The 12,142-nt window shown below is 69.7% G+C and carries 11 protein-coding genes; 10 read left to right on the forward strand and 1 reads right to left on the reverse strand.

Annotated features, from left to right (window positions below; translation table 11 throughout):
* The first annotated feature begins 48 nt into the window (after positions 1-48).
* Positions 49-510: a DoxX family protein gene (locus ACWPKK_RS28115; RefSeq protein WP_452011081.1), complete on the forward strand. Its 462-nt coding sequence runs from the start codon at positions 49-51 to the stop codon at positions 508-510.
* A 15-nt stretch (positions 511-525) separates the two neighbouring features.
* Here ACWPKK_RS28115 and ACWPKK_RS28120 read toward each other — a convergent pair whose 3' ends face one another.
* A complete protein-coding gene (locus ACWPKK_RS28120; protein WP_324869812.1) occupies positions 526-1,041 on the reverse strand; it encodes an adenine phosphoribosyltransferase in 516 nt (171 codons plus the stop codon).
* 226 nt (positions 1,042-1,267) lie between these two features.
* On the opposite strand from ACWPKK_RS28120, the gene ACWPKK_RS28125 reads away from it, so the two are divergent.
* The 9 genes from ACWPKK_RS28125 to ACWPKK_RS28165 all read left to right on the forward strand — a co-directional run bounded on the left by ACWPKK_RS28125 (position 1,268) and on the right by ACWPKK_RS28165 (position 12,142).
* A complete protein-coding gene (locus ACWPKK_RS28125) occupies positions 1,268-2,452 on the forward strand; it encodes an ABC transporter permease (protein ID WP_452011084.1) in 1,185 nt (394 codons plus the stop codon).
* Entirely contained in the window at positions 2,452-3,249 is a 798-nt protein-coding gene (locus tag ACWPKK_RS28130; protein ID WP_452011086.1) for an ABC transporter ATP-binding protein, read from the forward strand. The genes ACWPKK_RS28125 and ACWPKK_RS28130 overlap by 1 nt, the downstream gene beginning before the upstream one ends.
* 9 nt (positions 3,250-3,258) lie before the next feature.
* Positions 3,259-4,218, forward strand: a complete 960-nt coding sequence (locus ACWPKK_RS28135; protein ID WP_452011089.1) for an MlaD family protein — start codon at positions 3,259-3,261, stop codon at positions 4,216-4,218.
* A 14-nt stretch (positions 4,219-4,232) separates the two neighbouring features.
* Entirely contained in the window at positions 4,233-4,883 is a 651-nt protein-coding gene (locus ACWPKK_RS28140) for an ABC-type transport auxiliary lipoprotein family protein (protein WP_452011091.1), read from the forward strand.
* A gap of 112 nt (positions 4,884-4,995) precedes the next feature.
* On the forward strand, positions 4,996-5,760 hold the full coding sequence (locus tag ACWPKK_RS28145) for a DUF6969 family protein (RefSeq protein ID WP_452011094.1): 765 nt from the start codon (positions 4,996-4,998) through the stop codon (positions 5,758-5,760).
* A 156-nt stretch (positions 5,761-5,916) separates the two neighbouring features.
* Complete coding sequence (locus ACWPKK_RS28150; protein WP_452011097.1) at positions 5,917-7,053, forward strand: DUF2336 domain-containing protein; 1,137 nt, start codon at positions 5,917-5,919, stop codon at positions 7,051-7,053.
* A 17-nt stretch (positions 7,054-7,070) separates the two neighbouring features.
* Complete coding sequence (locus ACWPKK_RS28155; RefSeq protein ID WP_452011100.1) at positions 7,071-8,378, forward strand: PAS domain-containing sensor histidine kinase; 1,308 nt, start codon at positions 7,071-7,073, stop codon at positions 8,376-8,378.
* 85 nt (positions 8,379-8,463) lie between these two features.
* A complete protein-coding gene (gene ade / locus ACWPKK_RS28160; RefSeq protein WP_452011103.1) occupies positions 8,464-10,173 on the forward strand; it encodes an adenine deaminase in 1,710 nt (569 codons plus the stop codon).
* Between the two features lie 325 nt (positions 10,174-10,498).
* Positions 10,499-12,142: a CocE/NonD family hydrolase gene (locus ACWPKK_RS28165; RefSeq protein ID WP_452011105.1), complete on the forward strand. Its 1,644-nt coding sequence runs from the start codon at positions 10,499-10,501 to the stop codon at positions 12,140-12,142.

Below are 12,142 nucleotides of genomic sequence, written 5' to 3' on the forward strand. Positions count from 1 at the left end.
CGCCATCGTCACCTGTTCCAAGTGAAACCGGGATAAGGGACCAGTGCGATGACCAACCATGCGACGACGCCGGGCGGCTTCGCCACCGGCGCGGGAACCGCCACCGCCGGACAGGACGCGCTGCTTCTGGGCGCCCGCGTCCTGCTGGGCGCCATTTTCGTGCAGAGCGGCTTCGGCAAGCTGATGGCGCTCGGCGGCTTCATCGCCGGGATGGAGAGCCAGGGCGTGCCGATGGCCATGATTCTCGCACCCATCGGTGCGCTGGTGGAGGCGTTCGGCGGGCTGGCCATCGTTCTTGGGGCCTGGACCCGGCTGGCGGCGCTGCTGGTCGCGGCCTTCACCGTCGCCGCGACCCTGATCGCCCACCGCTATTGGGACGTCCCGCCGGAGGCGATGAAGATGCAGCAGACGCAGTTCATGAAGAACCTCGCCATCATCGGCGGCTTCCTGGCACTGGCCGCGGCGGGGGCCGGGCGTTTCAGCATCGACGGCTGGCGCGCCCGCCGCTGACCTCAGGAGCGGGTCTCACTCATCGTATGCCATCAGCGAGACGCTGGGCACGTCGATGCGGTCCCGGCCATTGAGGAAGGTGAGTTCCACCAGGAAGGCGGCGGCACGGACGTCGGCGCCGACCTGACGGAGCAGGTTGATGGCGGCGACCATGGTGCCGCCGGTCGCCAGCAGGTCGTCCAGCACCACCACGCGCTGGCCGGGCTTCACCGCGTCCGCCTGCACCTCGATGGTGTCGGTGCCGTATTCCAGGTTGTAGGAATGGGCGATCTTGTCGCCCGGCAGCTTGCCGTGCTTGCGCACCATGATGAACCCGATGCCCAGCGCCAAAGCCAGCGGGGCGGCGACCAGGAAGCCGCGCGACTCGATTCCGACCAGAAGGTCCGGCTTGTGCGGGCGCACGGCCTCGGCCAGCTCGTCGATGGCGGCCTTCCAGGCGGCGCCGTTCGCCAGCAGCGGCGAGACGTCGTAGAACAGGATGCCGGGCTTCGGGAAGTCCGGAATGCCGCGGATGTGGTCTTTCAGGTTCATCGGAAATCTTGTCCGTAAAGGGTCTGGTGCCGGCATGAAAAGCCGGGTCCGCCGCCCGGCACTCTAGCGGCTGCCTGCCTGCGCGGAAAGACGCGATTGGCCGCGGTGGCCGGCACGGGGCATAGCCGCCGTGCTGCGCGGCTATGCCGCATGGGGTTGACCATTCGGCGGTGCTCCGCCACGTTCCACAAACACCGGTCGGCCAAATGCACCGGGCGGAGTGCGGATGCGTGCGGCGGAGCCTGTGGCTGTAACATTGGCGAAGGACGGAGCGGCGGCGGAGACGGCCCGGATCGATGCCGGGCCGGAGGACGGCGGCTGGCGGATCAGTGCCGCCGGGCGCTGGACCCTGCACGCGGCCGGGTCCGCGTCGGACGCGCTGGACCGGGCGCAGAAGCCGCAGGGCGGTGCCGCAGTGCGGCTCGACCTGTCGCGGGTGGAAGCTCTCGACACCGTCGGCGCCTATCTGCTGAACCGGCTGGCCGACCGGTTGGGGGCGGACGGGCATGCGGTGGAGGTTGTCGGGCTGCGGCCGGAGCATGCCGCCCTGTTCGGCGCGGTGCGCGATGCCGGCAAGGCGCCGCCCCATGCGATCGAGCGCGACCACCACCCCATCCTGGACATGGTCGTCCGCACCGGGCAGACGACGGTGAACGCCGGCAAGGAGATGCTGGACCTCGTCGGCTTCCTCGGCCTGGTTACCGTCACCTTCGGCCGGCTGATCCTGCGCCCGTCGCGCCTGCGCCTGACCTCCGTCCTGTTCCATATCGAGCAGACCGGGCTGAACGCGCTGCCGATCCTGGGGCTGCTGTCCTTCCTGATCGGCGTGGTGCTGGCCTTCCAGGGGGCGGACCAGCTGAAGCGCTTCGGGGCGGAGTTGTATGTGGTCAACCTGCTGGGCATCTCCGTCCTGCGCGAGATCGGCATCCTGATGACGGCGATCATCGTCGCCGGCCGCTCCGGCTCCGCCTTCACCGCACAGATCGGCACCATGAAGGTGAACCAGGAGGTCGACGCCATCGGCACCATGGGCCTCGACCCGATCGAACTGCTGGTGGTGCCGCGGGCGCTGGCGCTGATGATCTCGCTGCCGCTGCTGGCCTTCTACGCCGACGTGATGGGGCTGTTCGGCGGGGCGGTGATGGCCTACGCCACGCTGGACATCACCTTCGGGCAGTTCATCCGCCAGCTTCACAGCGCCGTCGGCATCAACACCGTGATCGCCGGGCTGATCAAGGCGCCGGTCTTCGCCCTGGTGATCGCCATGGTCGGCTGTTACGAGGGGCTGAAGGTCTCCGGCAGCGCCGAAAGCGTCGGCATCATGACCACCAAGGCGGTGGTGGAGGGGATCTTCCTGGTGATCGTCATCGACGCGGTGTTCTCCGTCGTCTTCTCGATGCTGGGGGTGTGATGGGCGCGCCCCCCGTCATCCGGGTGCGGGGGCTGGTCACCCGCTTCGGCCCGCAGACCGTCCATGACGGGCTCGACCTCGACGTGGAGCGGGGGGAGGTGCTGGGCGTCGTCGGCGGGTCCGGTACCGGCAAGTCGGTGCTGCTGAAGGAAATCCTCGGCCTGATCGCGCCGTCGGCCGGCCGGATCGAACTGCTGGGCCACGACACCGCCGACCTCGACCGGACGGAGCGCACGGCACTGCAGGCCCGCACCGGCGTGCTGTTCCAGAACGGCGCGCTGTTCAGCTCCATGACGGTGGCGGAGAATGTGATGCTGCCGCTGAAGGAGCACACCGATCTGCCGCCGGCACTGATCGCCGAGGTGGCGCGAGTGAAGATTGCGATGGCCGGCCTGCCGCCCGATGCCGGGACCAAGCATCCGGCCCAGCTGTCGGGCGGCATGATCAAGCGCGCCGGTCTGGCCCGCGCGCTGGCGCTCGACCCCGACATCCTGTTCCTGGACGAGCCGACCGCCGGCCTCGACCCCATCGGCGCCGCCGCCTTCGACACGCTGATCCAGGGTCTGCAGCGCAGCCTGGGGCTGACGGTTTTCATGGTCACCCACGATCTGGACAGCCTGACCTCCATCTGCGACCGCATCGCGGTTCTGGTCGACAAGAAAATCAGGGTCGGGACATTGGCCCAGCATCTGGCCGATCCGCATCCCTGGATCCGCGACTACTTCCACGGACCGCGCGGACGCGCGGCGCTCGACGCCAAGGAACGCAATCAAGCTCGACAGCTTGCGAAAGGGTAGGGACACCTCATGGAAACCCGCGCCAGCTACATCCTCGTCGGCAGCTTCGTGCTGGCGCTGGTCGCCGGCCTGCTGGTCTTCACCGCCTGGATCGCCAAGGTCCAGCTGGACGAATCGCGAGAGACCTACCGCATCTACTTCACCGGCTCGGTCACCGGCCTGCAGCAGGGAAGCCCGGTGCGCTACCGCGGTGTGCCGGTGGGCACGGTGTCGGACATCCAGCTCGACCCCGACAACGTGACGCGGGTGCGGGTGACGGTCCAGGTGCAGAACGGCACGCCGATCATGTCCGATTCCATCGCTTCGCTGGAGGTGCAGGGCATCACCGGCGGCGCCTATGTCCAGATTTCCGGCGGGACGGTGGGGGGCAAGCATCTGACCGCCACCGATTCCGACGGGGTGCTGACCATCCCGTCGCGGCCAAGCTCGCTGACCGCGGTGGTGGACAGCGCGCCGCAGCTGGTCAACCGCGCTCTGGAGGTCATCACCAGGCTGGGCGAGCTGCTGAACGGCGAGAACCAGAAGGCCATCGGCGAAATCCTGGACAACGCGCGCATCCTCAGCGGCGAGCTTGCCCGGGCCGGCTCCGGCCTGGAGGAGACGATGGCCCAGGCGCGGCAGACGCTGAACGGCTTCGAGACGGTCGGTCCGCAGCTGGACCGCACGCTGGCCCAGGCGCGGGAAACGCTGGCGACGGTGGACGGCAGCGCCAAGCAACTGACGGGGGAAACGCGCGAGCTGATGCGCTCGCTGAAGCGCACCTCCGACACGCTGAATGGCCTGATGGCCGAAAATCGCGAGCCGGTGCGCGACTTTACCGCCACCGGGCTGTATGATTTGACGCTGCTGATCTCCCAGCTGCGCGACCTGTCCGGGCAGCTGTCGCGGGTGATCACGCGGATCGAGAACGACCCGTCGAACTTCCTCTTCGGCGGGACGCGGCAGGGTGTGGAGGTGCGTGGAAAATGACGGGAGCGGCGATCTTGCGGAAGGGGACGGGCAAAGGGGCAGCGCGGCCGGCGCTGTGCGCGGTGGCGGGGGCCGTCCTGCTGCTGGGGCTTGCCGCCTGCTCCACGCTGAACCCGACGGCGCCGCAGCTCTACACCCTGACCCCGCCCGCCAGCATCGGCCCCGGTCCCAAGGCCGACTGGCAGCTGCTGGTGGAGACGCCGGCCGCCGCCGCCGGGATCGACACGCCGCGCATCGCGCTCGCCCGCACGCCGACCTCGCTGGATTACTTCGCCGACGTGTCCTGGGCCGACCGGGCGCCCAACATGGTGCAGGGGCTGATCGTCCAGACCTTCGAGGACAGCGGGCGGATCGTCTCGGTCGGGCGCGACACGGTGGGCTTGCGCTCCGACTATGTGCTGAAGTCGGAGCTGCGCGACTTCCAGGCGGAATATGCCACGCCGGGGGCCGCCCTGCCGGACCGGGTGCATGTGCGCCTGTCCGCGAAGCTGGTCGCCATGCCGCGCCGGACCATTGAGGCGGGCGAGACCTTCGAGGCGTCGGCCCCGGTGCGCGGCCGGTCCTTCACCGACATCGTCGCCGCCTTCGACGAGGCGCTGGGCCGCGTCACCGGCGACTTGGTCACTTGGTCGCTGTCGCAGCGCTTCCGCCCCTCCGGCAGCTGACCGGCCAAGCGCAGGCCCGGCTGCAACGCCAAGTGCCGCAGCGGAAAAGACCTTGCCACGTCCGCATAGCCGCGTACGTAATGGGGGTGTTCGCGCAGCGCAGGATCGGGCGATGACGGATTTGTCGGACGTGTCCCGGGAAGAGTTGGAGGCGATGGCCGAGGCGGGGCGCGAGGTGCGCCTGTGCCAGCGCGTCCTGGCCAAGACCGGCGACACGGTGGTGGGCGAGCTTCTGCGCGGCCACGGCACGCTGTACGAGTGGAAGCACTATCCGCCGGGCGACGTCTACGACGCCGAATTCCACGCCCAGTATTATTACCACTGCCACCCCGAAGGCGAGCGGCCCAACGGGGAGCATGGGCATTTCCACACCTTCCTGCGGCCCCACGGCATGCCATCCGGCCTGAGGCCGGCGCCGTTGCCCGATTTCCAGCCGCCGGAGAACGACAACGACGCGCTGTCGCACCTGATCGGCATCGCCATGGACGTCGCCGGCCAGCCGGTGCGCCTGTTCACCACCAACCGCTGGGTGACGGGGGAGACCTGGTACGGGGCCGACGACGTGATCGCCATGCTCGACGCCTTCGAGGTCGACCATGCCCGACCGTCCTGGCCGGCCAACCGCTGGATCACCGCGATGATGCGGCTGTTCCGCCCGACCATCGTCGGCCTGCTGCGCGAGCGGGACACCTCCATCCGGCGCTGGGCCGACGCGCATCCAGACGCCTACGTCTACGAGGACCGCGGGCTGGAGGTCGCCTCCCAGCGCCACATCTCGGTGGAGGAGCAGATCGCCGAGGTCGCAATCCACCTGCGCGGTGCCCGGCGGCGCCGCCCGATCCTGCCGGAACCGCCCAGCTTCGTCGAGCTGCCCTGATCCTTCCGACAATCTATGACCCGCCGGCGTTAATGAAGGTTCAACCGTTTCGGAAGATCCTTGACGGTGTGGACAAGTCTCCGCCCACATCCGCGCGGGTATCGCCTCTTCGCGACCGATTTGGAGACGGACCAGGGCAGGAAGGGTCCCGGACCCATGAGTGACGGTATGAAGTCGGGTCATCTGACCCAGGAGGACGTGGTGCGGCTGCTGGCCGACCCGTCGCCGAACAGCCGGACCGATCTGGCCGCCAAGCTGGCCCAGCAGTTCGACAGCCCCGAGCTGTCGCAGGCCGAGCACAAGCTGGCGGAGGACATCATCCGCCTGATGGTCAACGACACGGTCCTGCGCGTCCGCCAGACCCTGGCCGAGAACCTGAAATCCAGCCCGTCCCTGCCGCGCGACGTGGCGTTGAGCCTTGCCCGCGACGTGGAGGCGGTGGCTATTCCGCTCCTCAGCGTCTCCACCGTGCTGACCCCGTCCGATCTGGTCGAGATCGTACGGTCGGGGGCCGAGGCCAAGAGCACCGCCATCGCCCAGCGCCCGACCGTGCCGGCGGTGGTCGCCGACGCGCTGATCGAAAGCGGGTCCGAACGCGCCGTCGCCGCGCTGGTTGCCAACGAGGGGGCGGAACTGGGCGAGCAGAGCCTGGGCCGCGTCATCGACCGGTTCGGTGCGAGCGAGGCGGTGCAGGACCCGCTGGTCCACCGCTCCAGGCTGCCGATCACCATCGCCGAACGGCTGGTCGCCGTGGTGTCGGAACGGCTGCGCCAGCATCTCGTCGCCCACCATGAGCTGCCGGCGAAGGTGGCGTCGGAGCTGATCCTGCAGAGCCGCGAGCGGGCAACCGTGGCGCTGTTCACCGGGGAGAGCGACGAAGGCGCCCTGGACCGGCTGGTGGGCCAGCTCGCCCGTACCGGCCGCCTGACACCCTCGCTGCTGCTGCGCTCGCTGTGCACCGGCGACATCGCCTTTTTCGAGATGGCCATGTCGCGCATGGCGAACGTGCCGCTGACCAACGCCCGCCTGCTGATCCACGATGCTGGCCGGCTGGGGCTGAAATCGCTGTACGACAAGGCGAAGCTGCCGCCGGCCCTGCTGCCGGCCTGCCGGATCGCCATCGACGTGCTGAAGGAGACGCCCTATGACGGCGAGCCCGGCGACCGCGAGCGTCACCGCCGCCGCGTGATCGAGCGCATCCTGACCCAGTACGAGGATCTCGCGCCCGAGGATCTGGAATTCCTGCTGGCGAAGCTGGGCGACATCATGCAGCCGGAAAACGCCGCGGCGTGACCGACCGGACGGTTTTCATGGACGCAAGCTCCGCCGGGCCGGCGGAGACCGTCCGCCGTCTCGAAGCCCGCGTGGCCGAGCTGGAGGCCGCCCTGCGGCAGAGCGAGGCGCGGGCGGGCGAAGCGCGTTTCCGCTCCCTGGTGCAGACCGCGGCCAGCATCATCCTGGTCCTGGGCGAGGACGGCCGCGTGCAGGAGGCCAACCGCGAAGCCGAACGCGCCTTCGGCATAGACGGGGGCGGCGCCATCGGCCGCCATTGGACGGAGGTGATGGGGGAGCGCCCGACCGGGGCCTTCGCCGCTCAACTCGCCATCGCCGTCCAGGGCACGGAGATCCGCAACTTCGAACAGGCGCTGCGCGAGCAGGACTGCATGAGCGAGCGGGTGTTCCTGTGGAACCTGAACCGCCTGCCGGAGGCGGACGGCGTGGCACCGGGCATCCTGTGCGTCGGCCAGGACATCACCCGGCGCAAGCGGGCGGAACTGGCCCTGCGGCAGGCCCGCGACGAGCTGGAGATGCGCGTCGCCGAGCGCACCCGCGCGCTGATGCAGGAAATCCAGGAACGCCGCCGCGCCGAACAGGCGCTGATCCAGGCCAAGGAGCAGGCCGAACTGGCCAACCGGGCCAAGAGCGAGTTCCTGGCCAACATGAGCCACGAGCTGCGCACGCCGCTGAACGCCATCATCGGTTTCTCCTCGATGATGGAAAGCGAGATCGTCGGGCCGCTGGGCCATCCCAAATACCTCGACTATGCCAAGGTGATCGGCAAGTCGGGGCAGCATCTGCTGGCCGTCATCAGCGACATCCTGGACGTCGCCAAGATCGAGGCGGGGAAGCTGGAGATGCATCCGCAGCCGATGGACGTCCGCGATGCGGTGGAAAGCTCGCTGCTGCTGATCGCCGAACGGGCGGAGGAAAGCGGCCTGACCCTGACCCAGGACATCGCCCCCGATACGCCGCACCTGCTGGGCGACCCGGTGCGGGTGAAGCAGATCCTGCTGAACCTGCTGTCCAACGCCGTCAAGTTCACCCCCGCCGGCGGCGGCATCGCGCTGCGCGTCCGACCGGAATGCGGCCGCATCCTGATCGAGATCGCCGACACCGGCATCGGCATGAACGCCGAAGGCATCGCCGTGGCCCTGCAGCCCTTCGGTCAGGTCGACAGCCAGCTGTCCCGCCGCTCCGGCGGCACCGGGCTGGGCCTGCCGCTGGTCCGTTCCTTCGTCGATCTGCTGAACGGCACGCTGGACATCCGCAGCCGCGAAGGAGAGGGCACGACGGTCAGCGTGCGCCTGCCGGTGGCGCCGCCCTATGACGGCGAGTGATCGCAATCAGGGACGATAGCCGCTTGCACGCCGCCACGCGGCGAGCCACTTTGCCTGCTTGAATAGACGACAGGCGGGGTGGGTTATGGCGGTCAGCCGGGATGATCTGAAGACGCGCATCGGGCAGGCGCTGGGCGAGGCGAAGGCCGATCTGGTCATCAAGAACACGCGCTTCCTCAATGTCGTGACCGGCGAGATCGCCGAGGGCGACATCGCCGTCTGCGGCGAGGTCATCGTCGGCACCTACGAATCCTATGACGGGGTGGAGGAGATCGACGGGCGCGGGCTGACCGTGGTTCCGGGATTCATCGACACCCACGTCCATTGCGAATCCACCTGCGTCACCCCGCAGGAGTTCGACCGCTGCGTCCTGCCGCGCGGCACCACCACCGCCATCTGCGACCCGCACGAGATCTGCAACGTGCTGGGCGAGCGGGGGCTCAGCTATTTCCTGGACAGCGCCGGCGGGACGACGCTCGACCTGTTCGTGCAGCTGTCCTCCTGCGTGCCGGCGACGGAGTTGGAGACGTCCGGCGCGCGGCTGGAGGCGCCGGACCTGATCCGTCACATGGACCATCCCCGCGTCCTGGGGCTGGCGGAGTTCATGAACTTCCCCGGCGTCTTCCACAAGGTGGATGGGGTGCTGGACAAGCTGGCCGCCTTCGACGGGCGCCACATCGACGGCCACGCCCCGCTGGTGTCGGGGAAGGAGCTGAACGCCTACCTGTCCTGCGGCATCCGCAACTGCCATGAGACCACCAGCGCCGCGGAAGCGATGGAGAAGCTGCGCAAGGGCATGCAGGTGCTGATCCGCGACGGGTCGGTGTCGAAGGACGTCCATGCCCTGGCCGAGGTCATCGGTCCCGAGACCTCGCCCTTCCTGGGCTTCTGCACCGACGACCGCAACCCGCTGGACATCGCCGAGGAGGGGCACATGGATCACCTGATCCGCAGTGCCATCCGCCTCGGCGCGCCGGTCGCCCATGTCTATCGTGCCGCCACCTGGTCGGCCGCCCGCGGCTTCCGCCTGTACGACCGCGGGCTGGTGGCGCCGGGGCATCGCGCCGACTTGGTCCTGCTCGACGACCTGGAGGATTGCGCGGTCAACCGCGTCATCCGCAACGGCAGGATCGTCGGCCCGCACAGCTTCGACGGCCGGCCGGCGGTGACGCCGGTGGGGCTGGATTCGGTGAAGCTGGAGCCGGTGGCGGAGGAGGATTTCGCCGTCCCGGCCGGCGGGTCGATCCAATCGGTGATCGGGCTGGAGCCGGGCAGGATCCTGACCGAGCACCGGCGGATCGAGGTGCCGGTGGTGGGCGGCCGGATGGTGGCCGATCCGTCGCGCGACCTGCTGAAGATCTGCGTGTTTGCCCGCCATGACAGCAACCGCAACATCGGCCGCGGCTTCGTCCAGGGCTTCGGCTTCGCGGAGGGCGCGCTGGCGTCGTCGGTCGGGCATGACAGCCACAACATCTGCGTGGTGGGGGCCAGCGACGCCGACATGCGCATCGCCGTCAACCGCCTGATCGAGCTGCAGGGCGGCTTCGTCGCCGTGCGTGACGGCAAGGTGGTGGGCGAACTGGCCCTGCCGCTGGCCGGGCTGATGAGCCTGGAGCCGTTCGAGGCGGTGGAGGGGAAGCTGCGCACCCTGCGCGCCTCCGTCCGCGCCATGGGCTGCCCGCTGGCCGAACCCTTCCTGCAACTGGCCTTCCTGCCGCTGCCGGTCATTCCGCACCTGAAGATCACCGACCGCGGCATGGTCGATGTCGACCGGTTCGAGCTGATTGCCGCCTGAACGGGCGGGTTGCCTGGGAATGAGGCAGAGGCGCAGGGAATGGGCGGGGCCTGGTCGTTCGGAAACCAGTCACCTGGGGCCCGGACAGATCCCCTCTCCCCTTGCGGGAGAGGGCTGGGGTGAGGGGTCGCAAACTTCAGGATTTCCATCGGCCTGTCGGCCGCCGCACCCCTCCCCCCAACCCCTCTCCCACAAGGGGAGAGGGGCTTTAAACAGCGGGCGGAGCGGGATGAAAATTTGAGTAAATCACTCCGGACCCTCTGGCACAGGCTTTGCCTCGACGACACATTATTCGTTGTTCGTCATCGAGCGAGCCTGATCAGCCATGACCCATCTGGCCCCGGTGATCCATCAGTCGCATGATCTGCTGCCGGTCCGGCCGCCGGAAACCGTGTCGATGCGGACGCGCGACGGTGTGCGGCTGGATGCCGACCTCTACCGGCCGGACGCCGCCGGCACATGGCCGGTGCTGCTGCTCCGCGTCGCCTGCGGGCGGCGCACCGCGCTGACCAGCCATTATGCCCATCCGCGCTGGTACGCGGCGCGGGGCTATGTCGTGGTGGTGCAGGATGTGCGCGGCTGCGGCACGTCGGACGGCCGTTTCCGCCCGTTCGAGGCGGAGCGGGAGGACGGGGCCGACGCCGTGGCCTGGGCGGCCTCGCTGCCGGGGTCGTCGGGCGTGGTGGCGATGTATGGCTGCGGCTATGCCGGGATGGCGCAGTGGCTGGCGCTGACGGAGCGGCCGGCAGCCCTGCGTGCGGTGGCGCCGGCCTTCGCCGGCTGGGACGTCTTCTCCGACTGGGCCTATGAGGGCGGGGCCTTCCGGCTGGCCGACGCCATGGGCTGGGCTCTGCGCACCGCCGCCGAGGCGGCGCGGCGGGTGGAGGACGGCACCGGCCACCGCATCCTGTCCGATGCGGCGCGCAGCCTGCCCATCGACGACGAGATTCCGTCGCGGCCGCAGGCCCTGCGCGATTACGCCCGCTATTCCCATTACGACGACTGGCTGACCAACCCGGTGCCCGGCCCGGCCTGGACCGCGCTGTCGCCCAGGGCGATGCTGGCGGAGATGCCGGCCGACGTCGCGGTGCTGCAGCTCGGCGGCTGGTACGACCCGCGGCTGGCCGGCACGCTGGATGCCCACGACCTGCTTGCTGCGCGGGGGCGGGCGCCGGTGCGGCTGGTGGTCGGTCCCTGGGGCGCCGATGGTCCGGCCGCGGCGCCGGGGGAGGCGCCGACACTCGACACGCTGCAACTCGCCTGGTGGGAGCGGGTGCTGAAAGGGCAGGGGGCGGACCGCGGCGGCCAAGTGCGCCTGCATGACGTGGAAACCGGGCGCTGGCACGACCTGCCCACCCTGCCCGCGGCCGAGGCGGTGCTGCACCTGGCCAGTGACGGCCTTGCCAACCGGCAGGGTGGCCGGCTGGCGCCGGAGATGCCCGATTTCGAGGCACTCGACGTGGTGGTGCATGATCCGCGCAGTCCGGTGCCGACGGTCGGGGGGCATGCGGTGCCGGCCGCCGCCGGCCGCTTCGACCGCGCCGCCGTCGACCGCCGGCCGGACGTGGCGACCTACACCAGCCTGCCGCTGGACGAGCCGCTGATGCTGGCCGGGCGGGTCGCGCTGGATCTGTGGGTGGAGGCCGACGCCCCGTCCTTCGACGTCAGCGCCGTGCTGTCGGTGGTGCGCCCGGACGGGCAGGTGTTGCCGCTGACCCAGGGCCATGCGCGGGTGGAGCCGGGCGATCCGACCCGGCCGCTGACCATCGCCATGCGGGCGGCCTGCGCCACGCTGGCACCGGGATCGGCGCTGCGCCTCAGCCTCGCCGGCTCCTGTTTCCCCGCCTATCCGGTCAATCCCGGCACCGGGGCCGAGCCGGGCGAGACCCGCCGGGTCGATGCGCTGCCGATCACCCTGCTGATCCACAGCGGACCGGATCGGCCGTCGCGCCTGCGCCTGCCGGCCTGA

The sequence above is a fragment of the Azospirillum largimobile genome (assembly GCF_977007025.2).

What these genes read in the sequence shown, in the direction of transcription:
- ACWPKK_RS28115 (WP_452011081.1), top strand. Translation starts at nt 49, where the DNA reads ATGACCAACCATGCGACGACGCCGGGCGGCTTCGCCACCGGCGCGGGA.
- ACWPKK_RS28135 (WP_452011089.1), top strand. Translation starts at nt 3,259, where the DNA reads ATGGAAACCCGCGCCAGCTACATCCTCGTCGGCAGCTTCGTGCTGGCG.
- ACWPKK_RS28125 (WP_452011084.1), top strand. Translation starts at nt 1,268, where the DNA reads ATGCGTGCGGCGGAGCCTGTGGCTGTAACATTGGCGAAGGACGGAGCG.
- ACWPKK_RS28145 (WP_452011094.1), top strand. Translation starts at nt 4,996, where the DNA reads ATGACGGATTTGTCGGACGTGTCCCGGGAAGAGTTGGAGGCGATGGCC.
- ACWPKK_RS28155 (WP_452011100.1), top strand. Translation starts at nt 7,071, where the DNA reads ATGGACGCAAGCTCCGCCGGGCCGGCGGAGACCGTCCGCCGTCTCGAA.
- ade (WP_452011103.1), top strand. Translation starts at nt 8,464, where the DNA reads ATGGCGGTCAGCCGGGATGATCTGAAGACGCGCATCGGGCAGGCGCTG.
- ACWPKK_RS28120 (WP_324869812.1), bottom strand. Translation starts at nt 1,041, where the DNA reads ATGAACCTGAAAGACCACATCCGCGGCATTCCGGACTTCCCGAAGCCC.
- ACWPKK_RS28130 (WP_452011086.1), top strand. Translation starts at nt 2,452, where the DNA reads ATGGGCGCGCCCCCCGTCATCCGGGTGCGGGGGCTGGTCACCCGCTTC.
- ACWPKK_RS28150 (WP_452011097.1), top strand. Translation starts at nt 5,917, where the DNA reads ATGAGTGACGGTATGAAGTCGGGTCATCTGACCCAGGAGGACGTGGTG.
- ACWPKK_RS28165 (WP_452011105.1), top strand. Translation starts at nt 10,499, where the DNA reads ATGACCCATCTGGCCCCGGTGATCCATCAGTCGCATGATCTGCTGCCG.